At 59.0% G+C, this 17,352-nt stretch carries 16 protein-coding genes; 5 read left to right on the top strand and 11 right to left on the bottom strand.

The genetic code is table 11. The annotated features are described in order from the left end of the window. Positions 1-44: 44 nt before the first annotated feature. The 4 genes from ACWKV5_RS00850 to rfaH all read right to left on the bottom strand — a co-directional run bounded on the left by ACWKV5_RS00850 (position 45) and on the right by rfaH (position 4,640). Positions 45-2,357, bottom strand: a complete 2,313-nt coding sequence (locus ACWKV5_RS00850) for a GumC family protein (RefSeq protein WP_483839744.1) — start codon at positions 2,355-2,357, stop codon at positions 45-47. 2 nt (positions 2,358-2,359) lie between these two features. Continuing rightward, on the bottom strand, positions 2,360-2,893 hold the full coding sequence (locus ACWKV5_RS00845; protein WP_483839743.1) for a polysaccharide biosynthesis/export family protein: 534 nt from the start codon (positions 2,891-2,893) through the stop codon (positions 2,360-2,362). A 12-nt stretch (positions 2,894-2,905) separates the two neighbouring features. Continuing rightward, positions 2,906-4,009 (bottom strand): outer membrane beta-barrel protein, encoded by a 1,104-nt coding sequence (locus ACWKV5_RS00840; RefSeq protein ID WP_483840302.1) that lies wholly within the window; start codon positions 4,007-4,009, stop codon positions 2,906-2,908. A gap of 94 nt (positions 4,010-4,103) precedes the next feature. After that, entirely contained in the window at positions 4,104-4,640 is a 537-nt protein-coding gene (gene rfaH, locus ACWKV5_RS00835; protein WP_483839742.1) for a transcription/translation regulatory transformer protein RfaH, read from the bottom strand. Positions 4,641-5,247: 607 nt separating this feature from the next. Between rfaH and ACWKV5_RS00830 the strand changes: the two genes are divergently transcribed. Beyond that, the gene (locus ACWKV5_RS00830) at positions 5,248-6,225 is read left to right on the top strand and encodes an NAD-dependent epimerase (RefSeq protein WP_483839741.1); all 978 of its coding nucleotides are present in this window, start codon (positions 5,248-5,250) and stop codon (positions 6,223-6,225) included. A 2-nt stretch (positions 6,226-6,227) separates the two neighbouring features. Here ACWKV5_RS00830 and ACWKV5_RS00825 read toward each other — a convergent pair whose 3' ends face one another. Then, entirely contained in the window at positions 6,228-7,127 is a 900-nt protein-coding gene (locus ACWKV5_RS00825) for a bestrophin family protein (protein WP_483839740.1), read from the bottom strand. A 113-nt stretch (positions 7,128-7,240) separates the two neighbouring features. Further along, positions 7,241-8,029 carry an alpha/beta hydrolase gene (locus ACWKV5_RS00820; RefSeq protein ID WP_483839739.1) on the bottom strand — a complete coding sequence of 263 codons (789 nt, stop codon included), beginning with the start codon at positions 8,027-8,029 and terminating at the stop codon, positions 7,241-7,243. 98 nt (positions 8,030-8,127) lie between these two features. Here ACWKV5_RS00820 and ACWKV5_RS00815 point away from each other — a divergent pair, with 98 nt between their 5' ends. After that, a complete protein-coding gene (locus ACWKV5_RS00815; RefSeq protein ID WP_483839738.1) occupies positions 8,128-9,072 on the top strand; it encodes an aldo/keto reductase in 945 nt (314 codons plus the stop codon). Here ACWKV5_RS00815 and ACWKV5_RS00810 read toward each other — a convergent pair. Further along, positions 9,069-9,740, bottom strand: coding sequence for a glutathione S-transferase family protein (locus ACWKV5_RS00810; protein WP_483839737.1), 672 nt, complete (start codon positions 9,738-9,740; stop codon positions 9,069-9,071). The two genes, ACWKV5_RS00815 and ACWKV5_RS00810, sit on opposite strands and share 4 nt — an antisense overlap. A 99-nt stretch (positions 9,741-9,839) precedes the next feature. Then, entirely contained in the window at positions 9,840-11,231 is a 1,392-nt protein-coding gene (locus tag ACWKV5_RS00805; RefSeq protein WP_483839736.1) for an aldehyde dehydrogenase family protein, read from the bottom strand. 100 nt (positions 11,232-11,331) lie between these two features. On the opposite strand from ACWKV5_RS00805, the gene ptrR reads away from it, so the two are divergent. Beyond that, entirely contained in the window at positions 11,332-12,210 is an 879-nt protein-coding gene (gene ptrR, locus ACWKV5_RS00800) for a putrescine utilization regulator PtrR (RefSeq protein ID WP_483839735.1), read from the top strand. Between the two features lie 168 nt (positions 12,211-12,378). Here the strand turns inward: ptrR and ACWKV5_RS00795 are convergent, their stop codons facing one another. Then, on the bottom strand, positions 12,379-13,290 hold the full coding sequence (locus ACWKV5_RS00795; RefSeq protein WP_483839734.1) for a LysR substrate-binding domain-containing protein: 912 nt from the start codon (positions 13,288-13,290) through the stop codon (positions 12,379-12,381). 147 nt (positions 13,291-13,437) lie between these two features. On the opposite strand from ACWKV5_RS00795, the gene ACWKV5_RS00790 reads away from it, so the two are divergent. Beyond that, a complete protein-coding gene (locus tag ACWKV5_RS00790; RefSeq protein ID WP_483839733.1) occupies positions 13,438-14,739 on the top strand; it encodes an NAD(P)/FAD-dependent oxidoreductase in 1,302 nt (433 codons plus the stop codon). 39 nt (positions 14,740-14,778) lie between these two features. Next, the gene (locus ACWKV5_RS00785) at positions 14,779-15,867 is read left to right on the top strand and encodes a polyamine ABC transporter substrate-binding protein (RefSeq protein ID WP_483839732.1); all 1,089 of its coding nucleotides are present in this window, start codon (positions 14,779-14,781) and stop codon (positions 15,865-15,867) included. A 39-nt stretch (positions 15,868-15,906) separates the two neighbouring features. Here ACWKV5_RS00785 and msrA read toward each other — a convergent pair whose 3' ends face one another. Continuing rightward, positions 15,907-16,416, bottom strand: a complete 510-nt coding sequence (gene msrA / locus ACWKV5_RS00780) for a peptide-methionine (S)-S-oxide reductase MsrA (protein ID WP_483839731.1) — start codon at positions 16,414-16,416, stop codon at positions 15,907-15,909. Positions 16,417-16,897: 481 nt separating this feature from the next. After that, positions 16,898-17,317, bottom strand: coding sequence for an organic hydroperoxide resistance protein (locus ACWKV5_RS00775; RefSeq protein WP_483839730.1), 420 nt, complete (start codon positions 17,315-17,317; stop codon positions 16,898-16,900). Positions 17,318-17,352: the final 35 nt, after the last annotated feature.

Here is a 17,352-nt window from a genome sequence, read left to right as displayed (position 1 = left end):
TTTTGTTTTGGCAGAGGTGACGCGTCGACTGGGTCGCCCCGGTGTTACCGGGGCGCGAAGTCGTAGTTATAGAAAGTGCGGGAGTGGTTGTAGCCGTACTTGCGCGCCTTGCGCAGGTCGACCTGGTTGAGCACGGTGCCGAACACCGGTACGTGGCTTTGTTGCAGCATCGCGATGCCCCTTTGCACCTGGCTGATCGGCGTGCTGTCGGCCTTGACCACGTAGATCACGGCGTCCGAATGCTGGGCCAGCAGCAAGGCGTCGCTGATCATCTCCGCCGGCGGCGAATCGATGATGATGTGGCGGTACCGCGACTTCAGTGCTTCGAGCATCCGCGCCATGCGCGGCGAGCTGAGCAAGTCCTGCGGCGGTGGCTGGCGCGCCGGGTTGAGTGCGTCGGCGGGGGACGGCAGGCGCGGTGCGGTGAACAGGTCCACCGAGGGCTGCAACATTCTGCCGGCCGGCAGTAAATCCAGGTTGCCCACCGAGACGATGCAGTCTTCGAGCCGCGCCGTGCCCGCGATGACATTCGCCAACCCGGGAGCATCCGGCGGGAAGTCGAAGTTCAGCGAAAGGGTCGGCTGACGCATGTCGGCATCGATCAGCAGCACCCGCTCAAGTGACGTGAGCGAGCTGGCGAGGTTGTTGGCGATGGTGCTTTTGCCCTCACCGGCCACGGTCGAGGTCACCAGCACCACCTGCGACGGCATCTCGCTGCTTTGCAACATCAACCAGGTGCGCAGGTTGCGAATGGTCTCGGAAAAACGCGGGTTGTCGTTGTCCTCGAACAAGCGCGCCAGTTGCCGGCGGCTTTTCTTCATCACCAACGGCACGACGCTGAGCAATGGAATATTGAGCGTGCTTTCGACCGCATCGTCGGTCTTGAAGGTGTTGCTCAGGCTGTCGAACAGCAGGGCCAGCGCAACGCCAACCAGCGCGGCCAGCAACCCGACAATGCCCACGATCAGCGTTTTGCGTGGCTTGCTGGCTTCCATCGGCACAATCGCCGGGTCGACGATGCGCACTTTGGTCGAGTCCATGTCGGCAGTGGCGGCGGTTTCCTTCAAGCGAGTGACGAAGGTTTCGTACAAGGCACGGGTGCTGTCGACCTCACGCTGGAACTCGCGCAACTGAAACTCTTTGCGCGCGATGTCCTGGATCTGCGCCTTGTTGCTGTTGAACGATTGGCGGATCGAGGCTTCGCTGGCCGAGGCGAGCTGGTATTGCCGCTCGATCCCGGCGACCACTTGCTGCACCTGCAATTGCAGGGCGGTGGTGGCGGCGCGCAATTCGGACTGCGCGGAAATCAGGCTCGGGTGTTTAGGCCCATAGCGCCCCGACAGCTCATCGACCTTGGCTTGCGCTTTGGCCCGGTCCGCCTGGAATTGCTGGACCAGCGGGTTGGCCAGCACCGCGGGAACGCTGGAGAGCCGACTCAAGTCGCCAGTGCTCAAGGCTTTGGCCTGACGGTATTCGCTCTCGGCTTCGGCACGGGTGCGGCGGGCGTCGACCATGCGGCTGCCGGTCGCCTCCAGTTCGTTGGCGCTGATGGTGGAGACACCGCCGACATCGACCAGCCCTTGCTCTTCGCGGTAACCCTGGAGTTTTTTCTCGGCCACGCGCAGGTTATTGCGCAGCTCGACCAGTCGGGTGTTCATCCACGCGGTGGTGGTCTGCGAAGACTTTTCGCTGGTGTCGATCTGGCTGTCGGTAAAGCCTTGGGCCAATGCGTTGGCCGCGGCGGCGGCGAGATCAGGGTCCGGCAGCTCGACCTCGATGTTCAGCAGTTGGCTTTTGCCGACAAACTTGACGGTGGTGTGCAGCATCAGGTTTTGCGTGACCTGATTGAACACGTCTTCCTCGGTTGGCGCGTCCTTCACCGGCAACAGCATGCCCAGTCCGGGTATCCATTGATCCAGGTTGAGGTCCGCCAGCCATTGGCGCGGGGTGAACCACGGCGCCGGTTGCTGGCGCGGGTCCGTGATCGGGTTGGTGGTAAGGCCGAGTTTTTTCACCGCTCGCTCGGCCAGGTCCCGGGATTCCAGGAGTGCCTGTTGGGTCTGCAAGTAGTCGGTGGCATTGCTGCTTGAATCCTTCACTTGCTGGAAGGACATCAGCGGCGGCGTCTTGTCGTTGAACAGCAACGTGGTACTGCCGACGTATTGCGGGGTGATCAAAGAGACCGCCGCCACCGCCAAGGCAATGCTGAGTACCACCAGCCAGCCGATTTTCCATTTCGCGCGCCAGATCACCCTCCACAGTTTGAGCAGATCAATGGTGTCCCTGTCTTCGCTGTGCTGCTGATGCAGGTGCGTTTGCAGAGGCCGTTCGACGTAGGTGCTAGGGCTGTTGTCCATGATTAGAAAAAGCCTTGTGCAATGGAAATGGTGTCGCCGGGGGCAATCGTGGTGCCGCGTGTTACTTCATCGGTGAGGGTCTGGCCGCTGTCGCCGCGCACAATCGTCACGCGTTTGATCGAGGCGCGCTCGGTCAGGCCACCGCCCAGGGCGATGGCTTTTTCAAGCGTCAGGCCGGGCACGAACGGGTAGCTGCCAGGCTTGGTGACCTCGCCGTTGATGTAGAACGAGCGGTATTCGATCTGACTCAGGCTGACTTTCGGATCGGTCAGGTAGCCCTGCTTGAGCCCATCGACGATGACCTTTTCAAGTTGGCTGGGGGTGAGACCCTTGGCGGAAATTTCACCCAGGAATGGGTAGGAAAACGTTCCCGCATCGTTGAGGCGGACCCTTTTAATGCTCAGTTCCGGCTCGCCGAACACGGTGATGCGCAAGACATCGCCCGCGGCCAGTTTGTACTGGGTGCCGGGGTCCGCTGCGTACGTAGTGGGGACAAATGCCAATACGAACAACAAGCCAAGAGTGTGTGAGTTCATGGCAAAACCCTCCTATAGGCTTACGTTGAAGCTGATCGAAACAACGTTGCGGGTGTAGCTTTCATCTTCGGCATCCGAGTTGTTATCCCGGTAGCGATAGCCGAGTTCGATATCCAGCCATCGGCGCATGGCGTATATCAGGGCCAGGTTGTAGTCCTGAAGATCGTCCTTGCGGCTTTGGCCTTCGTAGACATATTGGCCGTAGCCGGCCTGGGCCACGGTGGTGATGCGTTCGGTCCAGCCATGGCGCCAACCGACCTGGGTGAAGGTCGATTTCACCGCGTCGGCGCCATCGTCACCCTCGGCGAGGGCCTGGCGGGCGACGAAGGTAAAGGTCGAATAGGTGCGCGGCTTGTATTGCAGATCCACTTGCCAAGTGGGGTTGTCGAGGTCTTTGGATTCGCTGTTGTCGAAATTCTTTTTCTCGTAACCAATGCGTACTTTGCCCGAGGTGCGTGCGGTGAAGTCCCATGTGGCACCGCCCAGAACTGCGTCGGATTTACTGCTGCGCGGGCTGTTGGCTTGCAAATAATCGAAGTCCGTATGGTCGTACTCCAGCAAACCACGGGTATTGCTGCCAATGCGGTGATACCAAGTGGTGGTCACGCCGGTGGTATTACGTTCTTTGTCGTCGTTGACGCCATCGCCATTGGTGTAGCGAAGCTCTGCGTAGTTGGCGCCGACATCAATCTGGTTATCCGCACTTTTTGCGCCGTAGGTGTACAAGCCGCCCACGCGTTTGTTGTTGAGTTTGTCATTCTCGTCCGGGACTGCTGTCGATTCCGTGCGCTCCCATTTTCGGTATTCGGCTTCAAGTTTCAAACGGTGCCGGTCGGTGAACTCCATGATGCTGTCGGCTCGCACCCGTTGTGCCGTATACGAAGCATCCGACTCGTCGTGGTAAATGTACTGAGTGGGCTGCCAGATCAAGCGAGTGGCACTGTTACGGTCTTCCGCCTTGAGTTCGAAGGAAGGCGCCAGCCGGGTGATCATGGAAGATTGCGTATTGTTTTCCAGTTCGCGAAAGTTGTCATCGTAACTTTCTGAGAATAGGAAAGTTGGGGTGAAGTTAAAGCCGTAAACATCGATATTTTGTGGATTAATACTCCAGGCCATCCCTGGATAAAGAGAGGCCATGAGCAGTGCAACAGGGCAGCGTGACATCAAGGCCATATCATAGCTCCTGAAGAAAAGCATATAAGGCAAGCAATTAGTTATTAAGTTGTATGGGTGTGCTCTGACGTCCGAGATCACGCAGTGGGACGCAAATGGTTTGATCGCGATTAAGAAACTGCATCAGGATCATCACGCGCTCATCCCCCTGCGAGGACACGAAGATGCCTTCCAGTGTCGACAGTGGCCCTCGGATGATTTGCAAGTGTTCGCCGGGTTTCAGGTCTTGGTCGACGTGTGCCTGCGCCGATTCAAAACAGCGCGCGCGCAAATGCTCGATGACGTGCTCTGCCACCGTCGCAGGACCATGATTGAATTCGACAATACGACTGACGCCGCGGGTGGAGCGTAGGGGCGCCCAATTGTCGTTACGGCTGAGGTGGATAAACAGATACCCAGGGAAGAGCGATTCCAGCACCCTGCGCCGCTTTCCGCGTATCACGCGTTCAGTCACCAGTTGGGGGTGGAAGATCACATAGTTTTGTTGCAGCAGGTTGAGGTGGGCACGTTCATCCTGACGTGGTTTACATTGCAACAGGTACCAATTAGACCGTTCGGAGCTATGTGCTGGCATGCTGGTAAACTCTGTGAATAGAGAAGTTTAGGCAGGCAGTGGCTCTATTGAGGCCTAGGAAGTGTTAGTCGAGCAGATATGTTTTTTTATAGAGTTATGCAGTTGTGTATCAATAATGAATCACAAAACGCCTCACGAAAGGGCACAAGCCAATGACGTGACGCTATACCGTGCAGTGCATTCGGCATAAGCCTGACTTAACTTTGTCTTGGGCAAAGCTACCGCACGGTCTGCACATCGGACCCGCATAAAAAAATAGTTCGGAAGGGGGCCTGAAGAACAGTCGCTAAACAGATAGTCCGCACTCGCGTGCTGTTCCAATAGACCGGTGTATTTATCGACCACTCTAAGCGAGCTGTCAAACGTTCCTTGTCAAAAAATATGCCTTTTATCCGCTGGTCATTTTGCTACTGCTCAAGCAGTTGTTTTTAAGGAAGATTTTTATTTCGTCGGGCCAATTAAACTTTTGCTGTTACTGGTAGTCATGCGATATGGATATAACCCCCCAACTGTGGGGGATATTAAGTAGTTAGCGCCGAATCTGGACCCAATGCAATTGCAAAGCTATAACTATCACCTTCATGTGCAGACAGCGGAGCAAGGCACTATGAGCGTTCTTGTGACTGGCGCCGCAGGGTTCATCGGGTATCACACGGTCAAACGGTTGTGCCTGCAAGGCCTCGAAGTGATAGGCATCGATAACCTCAATGACTATTACAGCGTCGAACTCAAACAGGCCCGGCTGAAACAATTGAGCGTGCTGCAAGGCTTCCGTTTTCTGAAAATGGACATTGTCGACAAGCCTGCGTTGATGGCGTTGTGCGACGAACATCACTTCACCGAAGTGGTGCACTTGGCGGCGCAAGCGGGGGTTCGTTATTCGCTGGACAACCCGGACGCCTATGCGCAATCCAACCTGGTGGGTTTCCTGAATGTGCTGGAAGCCTGTCGACACTCTCCGCCTGCGCACCTGATCTACGCATCGAGCAGTTCGGTGTACGGCGCCAACAACAAGCTGCCGTTCAGCGTCGATGATCCAGTGGACCATCCGGTTTCGCTATACGCCGCAAGCAAACGTGCCAATGAATTACTCGCCGACAGTTACTGCCATCTCTACGGCCTGAAGGCCAGCGGCTTGCGCTTCTTCACCGTGTACGGGCCTTGGGGTCGCCCGGACATGGCGCTGTTCAAGTTCACCGAAGCGATCCTCAAGGGCCAGCCGATCGAGGTGTTCAACCATGGCCAGATGGCGCGTGACTTCACCTATGTCGACGACATCGTCGAAGGCATCGCCCGCTTGCGCACAAAGCCGCCACTGGCGACCCATGAGAGCGGGGGCGTTAATCGCCTCTTCAACATCGGCCGTGGCCAACCGGTCGCGTTGCTGGATTTTATCGAGTGCCTGGAGGCGGCATTGGGGATCAAAGCGCAGCGCAACAACCTGCCGATGCAAGCGGGCGACGTGATCAAGACCTGGGCCGATGTGTCGGCGCTGGCGGACTGGGTCGACTTCCGCCCGCAAGTGGGCGTTGAAACCGGTGTGGCGCAGTTTGTCGAGTGGTACCGGGATTTCTATCAGGTGTGAAATCACTTCAACACAAAGTCCACCGGTTCCAGCGCCGGTGGAAGCTGTGTTTCCCCCATTGCGGTGAGGATTTCCCGTTCGATGGTGCGCACGATCGCATCCAGGGGCAGATCGTTTTCGTCGCGGCCAAACGGGTCCTCCAGTTCGTCGCCAATCGCGTCCAGGCCAAAAAAGGTGTAGCTCACAATCGCCGTGAAAATCGGGGTCAGCCAGCCCAGGGGTTCGGCCATGGCGAAGGGCAGCAGGAAGCAGAACAGGTAGCTGGTGCGGTGCAGCAACAGGGTGTAGGCAAACGGCAATGGCGTGTGTTTGATCCGTTCGCAGGCGGCCTGCGCCTGGGTCAGGTGCGCCAGATGATTGGTCATGATCGTGTAGCGCCATTCGTTGATCACCCCGGACTCGCTGAGCGCCGAACACTGCTGGCCTACCTGCAGCAAAATGCGTCCGCTGAAGTCCGGCGCGTTGTCCTTGGGGATCGGGTCGAGCCAGCGGCCACTCGCCGCCAGTTCGTTTTCCTGACGCAGTTTGGCGTTGAGCGCATGGGCGAACCCGCACAAGTGACTCAGCAGGGTGTTGCGCGTGTCGGCGTCCTTGATGATCACGGTTTCGCGAATCATCGAACGAATCGCCACGATCACATCGCCCCAGGCTTTGCGGCCTTCATACCAGCGGTCATAACAGGCGTTGTTGCGAAAGCTCATGAAGATCGACAGCGACAAACCGAGCAGCGTGAACGGCGTTGCGCTGACTTTGGAAAAGTAGCTCGGGTGCAAGGTCTCGACCAGCACGATGACCGACGCCAGCAGCGTCACCATCAAACTGCGCAGGGCAATCCGTTTGGCGATGGAGCCCTTGATCGCGCTGAGGATGTTGATGAAATTCGGTTTGGGTCTGACGATCATGGAGTTCTGCCTTCAGGTGTTTCGCGTCGCGCGCAGGCTAAGAGCTTGCGAGCGGTGAGTCCAATCACTCTCGATGACTGCGTGATCGATGCTGTCTATGAATGCGCGCGTGCTCATAATCCGTCACGCATCAATTTGAGGTATTCGGGACTGTCGGAAATGGAGTTATGTCCGGTGTCCGGTATCACCTTCAACGTCGCTACACCGGGGGCGAAATGAGTGTAGAGCTGCTGTGTGCTGGAACGCGGGATGACCTCATCGTGGCTCGCGGCGATCAACAACGTTGGCACCGTGATGTGCGCAGCGTATCGCCAGGAGTCGAAGCGGTCCTGCAACAGCCACTTCACCGGGAACCAGCGGAACTGGCGCCGGGCGAGGCTTTCCAGGCTGTTGTAGGGCGTGATCAGGATCAGCCGCGAAGCCGGGCGCTGGCTGGCCAGGCGCACGGCGACGCCCGAGCCGAGACTGCGTCCGACCACGGCCACATTCGGATGGGTGCTGTAGACCTTGTCGAACAGGGTCAGCGCATCCCGCGCAATCGCCTCTTCGGACGGCGAGCCGCTACTGCCGCCGAACCCGCGATAGTGCATCAAGTACAGCGCATGCTCGGGGAACGCCTGGGAAAACCCGGACAGGCTGCGAGACACATCCTCTGCATTGCCACCGAAATAGATCAAGGCGTTCGGGCCGTCATGAGGCCTGACCGACACCTGTACTTGCGCATCTTCGACGTTCAGCGTCAGCAGCGACGCGGGTGTGGCGAGGGCGCTGGGTTGCGGGTAATAGATCAACGCGCGCTGAAACACGAACAACGCCGCACACAGCGCCAGGTACAACGCAGCAATGATGACAACGAGAAGCGTCAGGGTTCTGAACATTCGACTAACTTTAGGGGGCGACATTGACGGCTCAGGGATCGAGGTCCGGTAACACAGGATCGGTGCCAGAGTTTAGTTCAACGGTAGCGGGGCACGCCGGGTTGGGCCACACGGGCAATACGATGAGCCACACTGACGATTACACGCGTCGACGATTTCTCACGCTGGCTGCCGGTGTTTCGGCGGTTTTCACCTTCGATCGGGCTTTTGCAACCTCGGCGCCGTCGACGGAAACAGGAGGCAAGACCATGCTGACCCGCGCCATTCCCTCCAGCAACGAGCCATTACCCATCGTCGGGTTGGGCACGTATCGCGGTTTTGATGTCGAGCCTTCCAGCCCCGCGTACAAACAATTGCCGGAGGTGCTCAGCGCTTTGTTCAAGAAGGGCGGGACGGTCATCGACAGCTCGCCGATGTATGGCCGCGCGGAACAGACCACCGGTGAATTGCTGTCGATCCATGAACCGCGCTCGCCGGCCTTTCTCGCCACCAAGGTGTGGACCCGTGGCCGCGAGGAAGGTATCGCGCAGATGGAGCAGTCCTTTAGCCTGCTGCAAACCGACCGCATCGACCTGATGCAGATTCACAACCTGCTGGACTGGCAAACCCATTTGCCGACCTTGCGCGAATGGAAGGAGCAGGGGCGGATTCGCTACATTGGCATCACCCATTACACGCCGACGGCCTATGAAGAAGTGGAGGCGGTGCTCAAGGCCGAGGCCGTGGATTTCTTGCAGATCAACTATGCGCTGGACGATCGCGGTGTCGAGCAACGCATCCTGCCACTGTGTCGCAAACGCGGAGTGGCGGTGATCTGCAATCGGCCCTTCGGCGGCGGCGGTTTGCTCGAACGCTTGAAAGGCAAGCCACTGCCCGGGTGGGCCGCACAAGTGGGGGTCACCAGTTGGGCGCAACTGGCGTTGAAATTCCTGCTGTCCCATTCGGCGGTGACCTGCGTGATCCTTGGCACCGGTAATCCGCGTTACATGGCGGACAATGCCGGCGCCGGTTTCGGGCCGATGCTCACGAATGCGCAGCGCGAGCAATTGATCGACATCGTGCGTTAGGGACGCGGGTAAAACCGTTGCGGGATGTCTTGTTCAAACGGGTAGAACGAGAAGTAAGGCCTGGCTTCGTCGATCACCCGCTGCACGGACGGCCGGGTCATCAGCCGCTCGAAATAGGCGTTCAAGTTGCTGTGTTCTTCAGGCATCCGCTCAAGCGTACTGGCATAGAAAAGCGCCGGGGCCGCTGAACAATCGGCCAGGCTGAACTCCGCGCTGGCCAGCCAGGAATTGCTCGCCAACTGGCGGTCGAACATGCTGTAGACGGTCTGTAGCGTGGCGCGCTGTTGGGTCAGATTGCCATTCGCGCCGAGGATGCGATCCAGGACAATCTGTTGCAGTGGCGTCTGAAGGTAGTTGTCGCAGACCCGGTCCCACAGACGAACCTCCAGCGCGGTGTCCCAGTTGCCCGGAATCAGTCGGTTTTGCCCGGCAAAATAGTGATCCAGGTATTCAATGATGATCGTCGACTCCGCCACGTCGCACTGGCCGGTGTGATCATGAATGACCGGGAATTTGCCGATCGGCCAGAGTGCCTGCAACTCTGCTTTTTCAGCGGCGTTGCCCAGATCAATGATCCGCTTGTCGAAGTCGACCGCGTGCTCATAGAGCGCGATCAGCACTTTGTGGCAGTACGACGACAGCGGATGGTAATAAAGCGTCAGGGACATCTTCAGCGCCTCCCGGGAAGTGACCAACAACAGCATAGTCGCCGCCCGCGAGTAAAACCGCAGCCTGGGTGCCATCGACGCCCTGGCTGCGTTTTTCGCTTAGCGGCGGTCCAGCCACACGGTCTGGGCGTTGCAGAACTCGCGCACGCCGAAGTGCGACAGTTCGCGACCAAACCCGCTTTTCTTCACGCCGCCAAAGGTCACGCGGGGGTCGGAAGCGCTGTAGCCGTTGATGAACACGCCACCGGTTTCCAGTTCGTCGGCCATCTGTTGGGCGAGCGCGACGTTGGCCGTGAAGACCGTGGCAGCCAGGCCGAACTCGCTGTCATTCGCCAGTTCCAGCGCATGCGCGGCGTCGCGTGCGGTGATGATCGAGGCTACCGGGCCAAACAGTTCCTGCTTGAACGAGGTCATCTGGTCGGTGACATTGGCGAACACGGTCGGCTCGTAGAAGTTACCCGGGCCTTGCGCCTTTTTGCCGCCCATCAACAAGGTCGCGCCTTCTTCCAGGGTGGCACGCACTTGTTGATCCAGTTCATCACGCAAATCAAACCGCGCCATCGGGCCGAGGTAGGTGTCGGTGGCCAGTGGATCGCCGACCACCAATTTGCCCGTGGCCTCGACGAATTTACGCGTGAATTCCTCGACGATGCCTTGCTCGACGATCAAACGCTTGGCTGCCGCGCAAACTTGCCCGGTGTTCTGGTAGCGACCGATGACGGCAGCTTTGACCGCTTCGTCGAGGTCGGCATCATTGAGCACGATAAACGGATCGGAACCGCCCAGTTCCAGCACGCATTTCTTCAACGCCGCACCGGCCTGAGCGCCGATGGCCATGCCGGCGCGCACGCTGCCAGTGAGGGTCACTGCGGCGATGCGCGGGTCGGCAATGGCAGTGGAAACGCCATCCGGCGTGACGTTCAGCACTTCGAAAACCCCTTCAGGGAAATCGGCGTTCTTGAAGGCTTCCAGCAGCAGGTAAGCGCTGCCCATGACGTTGGGGGCATGTTTGAGCACGTAGGTGTTGCCGGCGATCAACGCAGGAACGGCGCCGCGCAGCACTTGCCAGATCGGGAAGTTCCACGGCATCACCGCCAGAATTGGCCCGAGCGGGCGGTATTCGATGCGCGCCTTGCCGCCTTCAACCAGCGTTGATTCGGCGTTGAGCATGGCCGGGCCGTGTTCGGCGTACCACTCACAGAGTTGCGCGCACTTTTCGATTTCGCCACGCGCCTGAGAGATGGGCTTGCCCATCTCCAGGGTGATCATGGTGGCCATTTTGTCGGCGCTGTTGCGCAGTGCCTGGGCGAGGGCGATCAGCAATTGCGAGCGTTGTTCGACAGCGGTTTTGCGCCAGACGCGGAAACCAGTAGCGGCGCGCGACAACGCGGCTTGCAGTGCTACTTCGGACTCGAAAGGGTAGTGGCCGATTTGCTCGCCGGTGGTCGGGTTGATCGAAATGGCGTGGGTAAGGCTGGAAACGCTGGTCATGGCACCGTCCTGCTAGGTGGGAATGCGCTCAGGTTACGGTGGCATTTGTTTTTCGGAAACTGAATAATACTGAGCGTATCGTTCACGTTTGGAGAATGACTTGGATCTGGTTCAGCTGGAAATCTTCAAGGCCGTTGCCGAGCACGGCAGCATCAGCGTCGCCGCGCAGCACATCCACCGCGTGCCCTCCAACCTGACCACGCGGATCAAGCAGCTGGAACTGGACCTGGGCGTGGACCTGTTTATCCGCGAGAAAAGCCGTTTGCGCCTGTCGCCGGCCGGTTGGAGTTTTCTCGACTATGCCCGGCGTATCCTCGACCTCGTGCAGGAAGCCCGCGCCACCGTGGCCGGGGAAGAACCGCAAGGCTCGTTTCCCTTGGGGTCGCTGGAGAGCACGGCAGCGGTGCGCATTCCCGAGTTGCTGGCGGCCTACAACCAGAAACACGCCAAGGTTGAGCTTGACCTGTCGACCGGTCCTTCGGGGACCATGATCGATGGCGTGTTGGCGGGCCGGTTGGCCGCCGCGTTTGTCGACGGGCCGGTGCTGCACCCGGCACTGGAAGGCGTGCCGGCGTTCGAGGAAGAGATGGTGCTGATCGCGCCGCTCAACCATTCGCCGATCCACCGCGCGCAGGATGTGAACGGCGAAAACATCTACGCCTTCCGCTCCAATTGCTCGTACCGGCACCACTTCGAGAGCTGGTTCAGCAAGGACGCGGCGGTGCCCGGCAAGATCTTCGAAATGGAGTCCTATCACGGCATGCTCGCCTGCGTAAGCGCCGGTGCCGGCCTGGCGCTGATGCCGCGCAGCATGCTGGAAAGTATGCCGGGGTGCACGACGGTGAGTATCTGGCCGCTGTCGGAATCGTTCCGCTATTTGCGCACGTGGCTGGTGTGGCGGCGGGGGACGGTGTCCCAGAGCTTGACCATGTTTGTGCGGTTGCTGGAAGAGCGTGGGGTGGTGCAGCGGCAGGTCTGAGCCCATCCCGCTCCCACAATTGATCTCCACTGATCACAAATTGTTTGGCTGACAAAACTCCCCTGTGGGAGCGAGCCTGCTCGCGAAAGCGGTGGGTCAGGCAACATCGTTGTAGCAGGTCAGTCCGCCTTCGCGAGCAGGCTCTCTCCCACAGGGGGGACGGGGTGGTCAGGGGGATTTGCTGGGGCTTGCAATTCCCTCAGCCTGGCCTGAAAACCACTGCATGATCAGCGCGCACGCCGGATGCGAGGCGGCCGAGGGTTGCAGGCACAGCGAATAACATCCGCGGGTCTTCAACGGATGGCCGAACGGGACGACGAGCACCCCTCGCTCGATCGATTCCTCGGCCAGGGTCAGGTCCGTCATCGCCACCCCCAGTCCGCGTGCGGCGGCGTCCAGCGCCAACTCGTCGAGGTTGAAGGGGATGTGCCGGTAGTGCTCCAGCGACTGGCCACCATTGGCCGCCAGCCAGTCGATCCACGCTTGTTTGTCCGCCGAACGATGCAGCAACGCAAACCCGCTCAGGTCCTCCACCGAGTTCAGTGGCCGGCTCGGATTGCCGAGACCGGGAGCGCACACCGGGATCAGTGATTCCTCGAACAAGGTCAGGCACGTCGGATCGCTGGACGGCTCGGGCAGATAGAGGATGTACGCGTCACTGTCGCTGGCCGGCTCGACGATCTCGGTGGCCACCGTTTCGATCGACAGGGAAACATCCGGGTGATGGCGATAGAAATCGCTGAGTTTCGGCAGCAACCAACGCACCGCCAGCGACACATGCATGCGAATGCGGAACGTGCGTTTTTGCGGGGACAGCCGATCTTCAAGGGTCTTCAGTTGCTCGAGAATAGTGCGCGCGCTGGCCAGCACCCACTCACCCTCCGGCGTCAGTTGCAGGCGGCGACTGCTGCGCACAAACAGCGCCACACCAAAGTGACTTTCCAATTGCTGGATCTGCCGGCTGACGGCGCTTTGGGTCAGGCACAGCGTGTGCGCCGCTTGCGTGAAGCTGCCGGCTTCGGCGACTTCCACCAGCGCCTGCATGGCCTGGAGATTGGGAACGTGGCGGATTTTATCCATGCGTTTTCAGAATGGCTCGATGATTTTATAACGTTGGTTGTATCACCGAAGACCTAATAGATTCTAGCCCTGACGGCCGCCATCAGACATCGCCTATGCGATTACCGCATGCGCAGGCCGGGGAACGACACTCCAGGCAGGTGATGCATGAAAAATGAATGTGGCTGGATCGCCCAGGTTCAAAGCGCCCCGGCGCGTGATCGTCTGAGCGGTGCGCAAAAAGCTGACTGGCTGATAATCGGCGCCGGCATTACGGGCTTGAGCGCCGCCCATGCCCTCGCACAATTGCACCCGCAGGCGCGCATCGTGGTGGTCGACCGCCAGCGCGCCGCGCAAGGCGCTTCGGCACGCAATTCCGGGTTTGTAGTGGCTCATGAACATCCGGGCAACGAAGAGTTGCTCGGCAGCGCCGGGTTCACCGAATTTGAAGTGGACACGACGATTTCACGCACCGCCAGCGCTGAAGTGCGCGAGATGATTGCCCGTCACGGCATTGAGTGCGACTTCAAGGATTCCGGCTATTTCTTTGCTGTCAGTGATCCGCGCAAATTGACCCACGTCGAGGAAAAGCTGAAAACACTGCGGGTTCTGGGTGCTGCTGCGCAGTTTCTGGAAGGTGAGCAGCTGGTGCAGAAACTCGGCACCCGGCATTACCGCGCGGCGATCTGGTGTGGCAAAGGCAACGCGCTGCTGCAACCGGCGAAGTACGTGAAGGGCTTGCTCGATGCGCTGCCCCAGTCGGTCACTGTTTACGAAAACACCGACATCACCAGCCTTGAGCGTCTGGGCACAGGACGGCTGCGGGCCAACGGCGTCGAGGGCAGCATCGAGGCGAAACAGGTGCTGGTCTGCCTCAACGCCTTTGTGCCGCGCGCGGGCATTCAGGACAGCGGCACCTTTGCCATGGAACTCAGCGCCAGTCTCACGCGGCCGCTGACCGACGCCGAGTTTCGCGACATGGGCAGCGTCGAGCCGTGGGGCGTTTTGTCCACCCGTCCGCTAGGCGCCACGGTGCGGCTGACCCCGGACCGTCGCGTGATGATCCGCAATACCGCGGAATACCGCTCCCGGGATTTATCCACCAGCGAGCTGTCGATCCGCCGCCAACACCATGTGCTCGGCCTGCAACGGCGTTTCCCCTGGCTGGGCGAGCAAGACATCCACTACACCTGGACCGGTCACCTGAGCGCCTCGCGCTCCGGGCAGCCGTTTTTTTCGCAGGTGGAAGAGGGCGTATTTGCCGTGGCCGGCTGCAACGGTTCCGGCGTGGCGCGCGGCACGTTGTGGGGGCGGTTGCTGGCCGAACTGGCGTCGGGTGTTGACTCACCGATGCTCGATTCAGTGATGCGCAGGGCACAGCCCGGTTGGCTGCCGCCCAAACCTTTGCTCGACATCGGTGCCATGCTTCGGATGCGCGTTGAGGCCATCCGGGCAAAGACAGAAATCTAGACATCTGCTTATCACAAAAGAACAAAAAGGTGATTGAACATGCGCGTTAAAACGATCTCCCTGATGGCCTTGCTCACGACGTTTTCGGCAACCACGTTTGCCGACGAACAGGTCAACATTTCCAACTGGAACGGCTACATCGCCGACGACACCCTGGTCAACTTCACCAAGGCAACCGGGATCAAGGCCACTTACGATATTCACGACAGTAACGAAGTGCTGGAATCCAAGTTAATGACCGGCAACACCGGTTATGACGTGGTCAGCCCGTCGAACCATTTCCTGTCCCGACTGATCAAGGCTGGGGCAATCCAGAAACTCGACAAGAGCCAACTGCCGAACTGGAAAAACCTTGACCCGGCATTGATGAAAAAGCTCGAAGTCAACGACCCCGGCAACCAGTATGGCTATCCGTACATGTGGGGCACGGCGGGCATTGGCTACAACGTCGAGAAGATCAAAGCGATCTTCGGCAACACCGACATCACCCATTCCTGGAAAATGTTTTTTGATGAAGACAACATCAAAAAGTTGAGTGCGTGCGGGGTGGCGATTATCGATAACCCGACGCAGGTGCTGCCGATCACCCTTAATTACCTGGGCCTGCCACCGCACAGTCACGAACCGGCGGACTACAAAAAAGCCGAACAGGCATTATTCAAAATCAGGCCCTACGTACAGTACTTCCATGCCTCCAAGTACATCAGCGACCTGGCTAACGGCAATGTCTGCGCGGTGATCGGATTCAACGGCGACATTGTGCAAGCCGCTGCCAGTGCCAAGGAAGCCAACAACGGCATCGACATCGCGTATTCGATTCCGGACGAAGGTTCGACGCTGTGGTTCGATATGGTGGTCATGCCCAAGAGCGCGCCCCACGAGAAGAACGGCTACGCCTACATGAACTACCTGCTGACGCCGCAAGTGATTGCCAACATCAGCAACAGCATCCATTACGCCAACCCTAACAGTGCTGCCGATGCCTACGTCGTACCGGCGGTGAAAGAAGATGCCGCGATTTACCCGCCGAAAAGTGTGCTGGATAAACTGTTCACCGTAGAGGAACTGCCAGCGGCTATCGCACGGCTGAGTACTCGGTTGTGGACCAAGTTGAAGACCAATACCTGATGAACGTTGGGTCCCGTTATCGGGACCCAAGTCACCGCTTCAGAGTGCGCGTTTCGGCAGTCTCCAGTTCGGCCGAATGAAATGGCAGGTGTAGCCATTGGGCACTTTTTCGAGGTAATCCTGATGCTCCGGCTCGGCCTGCCAGAACGGGCCGGCGGGGGCGATTTCGGTCACGGCCTTGCCAGGCCACAGGCCGGAGGCATCGACATCGGCCACGGTGTCCTCGGCGATATCGCGTTGATCTTCGTTGCGATAGAAGATCGCCGAACGGTAGCTGAGGCCGATGTCGTTACCCTGACGATTGGCCGTGGAAGGGTCATGAATCTGGAAGAAAAACTCGAGGATCTGGCGATAGCTGATCACCGTCGGATTGAACTCGATCTCGATGGCTTCCGCATGGGTGCCATGATTGCGGTAAGTGGCGTTGGGCACATCGCCGCCCGAGTAACCGACCCGGGTAGACAGCACGCCGGGCATTCGCCTGATCAAATCCTGCATGCCCCAGAAGCAGCCGCCGGCCAGAATGGCGGTTTCGGATTGCGTGGTCATAAAACTCACTCCTCAGTGTTGATCGATTTGACCCGATTATTGCGCAGCCTCGCGACTACTTTCTGCTTCTTTGTGAATTCATCCGGGAGGCACGTGGAGGAGGGCAATGAACGAACAACGAAAAAGCCCGCACAAGGCGGGCTTCGGATTTCGAGTAGGTGGCCAGTGCTGGTTTCTGGCTTACAAGGTTTATCAGGACTCTGACAGAACAGTGTTATGTACTTCTGCTTCACACGGCGTAAGGGCTGGGTCTCAGCGCGGAGACCTTTCTAACCGTGTACCCTTCGGGACGTGCCCCACGTCTCCTTGCTATCCGCTTGCGCATCAGTCTGCGTCTTCACCTACACCTTGAGAATAGCAAAGCATGCGCTGTGTACAGCGCCGTTTTTAGACCGATTTCGTCCTGTGAAAAACACCGCAGGACGGAAAACTGCTATCGGCACAGCCCACCCCGCAAGGCAGGCTGATCCAGCGGGCCGGATCAAGCCAGATTGATCTCGACATCGATGTTGCCACGGGTCGCTTTGGAGTACGGGCAGGTTTGATGAGCGGCGTCCACGACGGCCCGAGCAACGGCTGGATCCAGGCCCGGCAGGCTGACATTCAGGCGTGCCTGGAGGAAAAACGCATTCTCGGTTTTGCCCAGGTCGATTTCGGTATCCACCGCGACATCGCTCGGCAGGGTCACTTTCAATGCCACCGCCGCCTTACCCATGGCGCCGATGAAACACGCCGACCAACCCGCCGCCAGCAACTGTTCCGGATTGGTGCCGCTGCCCGAAGAACCGGGCGGGGACAGCTTGATGTCCAGGCGTGCATCCGAACTTTTGGACTGACCATCACGGCCGCCGGTGGTGTGGGTTTTGCCGGTGTACAGCACGGTGTCGATTTGATTGATCATGGCAAGTTCCTGCTGAGGGTTGAGGGCTTGTGAGT

The sequence above is a fragment of the Pseudomonas oplopanacis genome, from assembly GCF_057128725.1.
The sequence above is the reverse complement of the archived record's forward strand: the minus strand, read 5'-3'. Positions and strand labels throughout refer to the sequence as shown.